The organism is Lactobacillus helveticus DSM 20075 = CGMCC 1.1877 (assembly GCF_000160855.1).
In the GTDB taxonomy this organism is placed as follows: Bacteria; Bacillota; Bacilli; order Lactobacillales; family Lactobacillaceae; genus Lactobacillus; species Lactobacillus helveticus.
Window position 1 is genome coordinate 734981 of record NZ_GG700752.1, and the last position, 3648, is coordinate 738628.

Below are 3648 nucleotides of genomic sequence, written 5' to 3' on the forward strand. Positions count from 1 at the left end.
CTAAAAAGTAGATATATAATCAAGAAAAGGGTTTCATTTTTATTATCTCAAAGTATATACTTTATATGAGGTGATTTAAATGGAACCATTATTTTTAACCCCCTATTTTAGACCAAAGATTTGGGGCGGACGCAAATTAGATGATATTTTTCACTACGATATTCCAGAAGGAAAAGTAGGCGAAGCATGGATTATTTCCGGTTATAAGGATGATGCTTCAGTAGTGACTGAAGGACCACTTAAAGGCATGTCATTAAGAGATGTTTATTTAAAGCATCCAGAATTATTTGGCAATCCTAAAGCTAAGGAATTTCCACTTTTGGTTAAGTTTTTGGATGCAAACGATAACTTGTCAGTGCAAGTGCACCCAGATGATGATTATGCTAGAAAAGTAGAAAATGATTCAGGCAAGACCGAAAGCTGGTATGTCATGCAAGCAGACCCAGGTGCCTACATCATTTATGGTCACCATGCTAAGACTCGTGAAGAACTAGCTGACATGATCCATAAGGGTGAATGGGACAAATTGCTTAGAAAAGTTCCGGTTAAGGCTGGCGACTTCTTCTACGTTCCTGCAGGTACAATTCATGCCTTAACTAAAGGGTGTTTGGTAATTGAAACCCAACAATCCAGTGACGTAACTTACCGTCTTTATGATTATGATCGAGTAGACAAGAAGACCGGCAAAAAGCGTGAACTTCATACACAAAAATCAATTGATGTAACTACTGTGCCTCACGTTGATCCTAAGCTTGATATTAAGACTAATAAGGACCAAGATGCGGAAATTAAGACTTTGGTAGAACCACCAATTTCTCCACACTTTTACTTATGGCAAATCGATCTTGATGGCACTTGGAAGACAGGGTTAAAGAATCACCCATATCTTTTAGTTTCAGTCATTAAAGGCGAAGGAAAACTCGAAGCTGATGGCAAAACATATAATTTGAAGTTGGGAACTAATTTAATTATTCCAAATGAGATGAAGAAATTCACTTTCACTGGTAAAATGAGAATAGTTATATCTGCACCTGGTGAGGAATAACCGTTTATTTTATCAGATTTAGGAGTGAGAAATTGTGATCTATGTCGCTTGTGGTTCAATAATGGCAGTGATTGGAATTATTTGGTTGATTTCACCAGCCAAAAAGCCTAATCGGATTTATGGCTATTTATCTTATCTAGCGCAAGTTAACAAGGCTAGTTTTAAGTTTGCTCAAAGAAGGGCAAGCTTATATTGTATTTTATTCGGCTTAATTCAAGTCGCAATAGGTGTAATTATTCACTATTTGAATTGGGATCGCTATTTTCTCATTTGGCTATTAACTTTTTATTTATTTATCTTATTGCCAATTGTCTTTACTGAAAAAAGTCTCAAATCTTTTCTCAGTGAACTACATGAATTGCCACATGACTATGTCGATCCTGATCAAGTAAAACGTCAAAGAACAAAAGGATTTAGGGATTGATAATGAGTTTGAGAATCTTAATGGTTGAAGATGATAATTCCGTTGCTGAAATGATGGGAATGTTTTTCAAAAAAGAAGGTTGGCAGCAAGATATCGCTGTCGACGGTGTCGAAGCCGTCGATATGTTTAAAGAAAATGCAGATAAGTATGATTTGATTACATTAGATTTGAATTTGCCTAAAAAAGATGGTATTCAAGTTGCTAAGGAAGTAAGAGCTATTTCTCCTACTGTTCCGATTATTATGCTTACTGCTAGGGGCAGTGAATCAGATCAAGTTCTAGGATTAGGAATTGGTGCTGATGAGTATGTGACTAAGCCATTTAGTCCAATCGCCTTAATTGCCCGCATCAAGGCACTTCATCGTCGCGTGATGATGGAAGAAGACGTTCAAACACAAGAAAATAATAATCAAGAATATGAAATTCAGACTGCTCATCTAAAGATTTCTAAGGATAGACGAGAAGTTTTATTTGATGACCAACTAGTTGTTGATTTAACGCCGAAGGAATTTGATTTGTTATATACAATGGCGCAAAAGCCTAAGCAAGTCTTTTCGCGTGATCAATTATTAGATCTGGTCTGGGGATATGAGTATTATGGTGAAGAACGAACTGTTGACGCCCATATTAAAAAATTGCGCCAAAAACTAGAAAAAGTTGGTGCCAAGGTTATCCAAACAGTCTGGGGCGTTGGCTATAAGTTTGACGATTCGCAGGTCAAATAATGAAATTAATTTATCAAAACATGCTCGGATTTCTCCTGATTATTGTGACTACGATTTCTATTATTGGTTATTCAGAAATCGGATATGCTCGCAATCAGGCTTATATGCAAAATTATCAACGTATGGAAAGCTATGCTAATTCATTAGGAGAACTAGCCGAGACAGATGAAAAAAATGGTACGGCGTTACTAAATGACAATTTTCTAAACCAATTAGAGTTTGTCTTGCGTGGGGATGATGTTCATTTACGTATTTTTAATGATCAAAATATGCAAATTTATCCTCGGGTAAATGCTAAGGTACAATTATCCGACAAGATTTTTTCTACATTAAAAAATGGACAGGAAATTCGTATTCAAAATAATCATGCGGAGCATTCGCCAATCGGTTCTACTAAGGATGCATATACTGGTGTCTTAGTTCCATGGAGGAATGGGAAAAATTTGGTCGGTGTAGCTTGGATTAGTTCTAAGGTAACACATGTTGAGCGACCAATTTATATGTCAAAACGCAATTTATTGCGAGCTTTGTTAGTTACCGTAGCCGTTGGTTTAATTCTTAGTTTTATTATTTCGTATTACTCAACCAAACGAATTAAACGTTTATCTAGAGCAACGCAAAAAGTTGCGTTAGGGAACTTCAATGTTCAGATTGCTCATAAAGATAGTGATGAAATTGATCAACTTGCGGAAAACTTTAATAAAATGGTTAAAGCACTCAAGCAATCAAACGAAGAGGTTAGGGCGCAGGAAAACCGGCGTGATCAGTTTATGGCTGATGCGGCTCATGAAATGCGCACGCCTTTGACTACTATTAATGGTATTTTGGAAGGGCTGCAATATGATGCAATTCCAGAAGAGTCTAAACCTAAATCGATTGATTTGATGCAGCGAGAAACCAAGCGCTTAGTTAGATTGGTTAATGAAAATTTGGATTATGAAAAAATTCGCAATAATCAAATCATGTTGATTAAGACTGATTTTGATGCAATGCCAATTTTACGTGATCTAAAATCTCAATTAAAACAGAATGCTGGAAAAGCTAATGATGAAATCAGTGTTACTGGTCCAGAAAAATTGCCAATTTATGCTGATCGTGATCGCTTTACTCAAGTGATGGTTAACTTGGTTCAGAATGCCATTCAGTTTACTCATGATGGACAAATTGAAATCTCTGGTAAAAGATTAGAACATGCGAGTGAGATATTCGTAAAGGATAATGGAATTGGCATGAGTAAAGACCAGACCAAATATATCTTTGAGCGTTTCTTCAAAGCTGATCCATCAAGGGCACGAATGGGAACAGGCGAATCTGGTTTAGGTTTAGCTATCGTTTCTTCATTGATTAAGCAACATGGTGGAAAAGTAAAAGTAGATTCTGAGCCTGGCAAAGGTTCTACCTTTACAATTATCTTTTATGACAAGGGCTATGAACAATTCATAAGTAAAGATCAA

Annotated in this window: 4 protein-coding genes; all 4 read left to right on the plus strand. The window is 36.3% G+C overall.

All coding sequences use genetic code 11. The features are described from left to right. The first annotated feature begins 79 nt into the window (after positions 1-79). On the plus strand, positions 80-1045 hold the full coding sequence (gene manA, locus HMPREF0518_RS03450) for a mannose-6-phosphate isomerase, class I (RefSeq protein WP_003626124.1): 966 nt from the start codon (positions 80-82) through the stop codon (positions 1043-1045). A gap of 34 nt (positions 1046-1079) precedes the next feature. Then, positions 1080-1469 (plus strand): SdpI family protein, encoded by a 390-nt coding sequence (locus tag HMPREF0518_RS03455; RefSeq protein WP_003633551.1) that lies wholly within the window; start codon positions 1080-1082, stop codon positions 1467-1469. Between the two features lie 2 nt (positions 1470-1471). Beyond that, entirely contained in the window at positions 1472-2194 is a 723-nt protein-coding gene (locus HMPREF0518_RS03460) for a response regulator transcription factor (protein WP_012211656.1), read from the plus strand. After that, positions 2194-3648: sensor histidine kinase (locus HMPREF0518_RS03465; RefSeq protein ID WP_003626128.1), on the plus strand; the 1455-nt coding region annotated here is incomplete at its 3' end. The genes HMPREF0518_RS03460 and HMPREF0518_RS03465, both read left to right, overlap by 1 nt.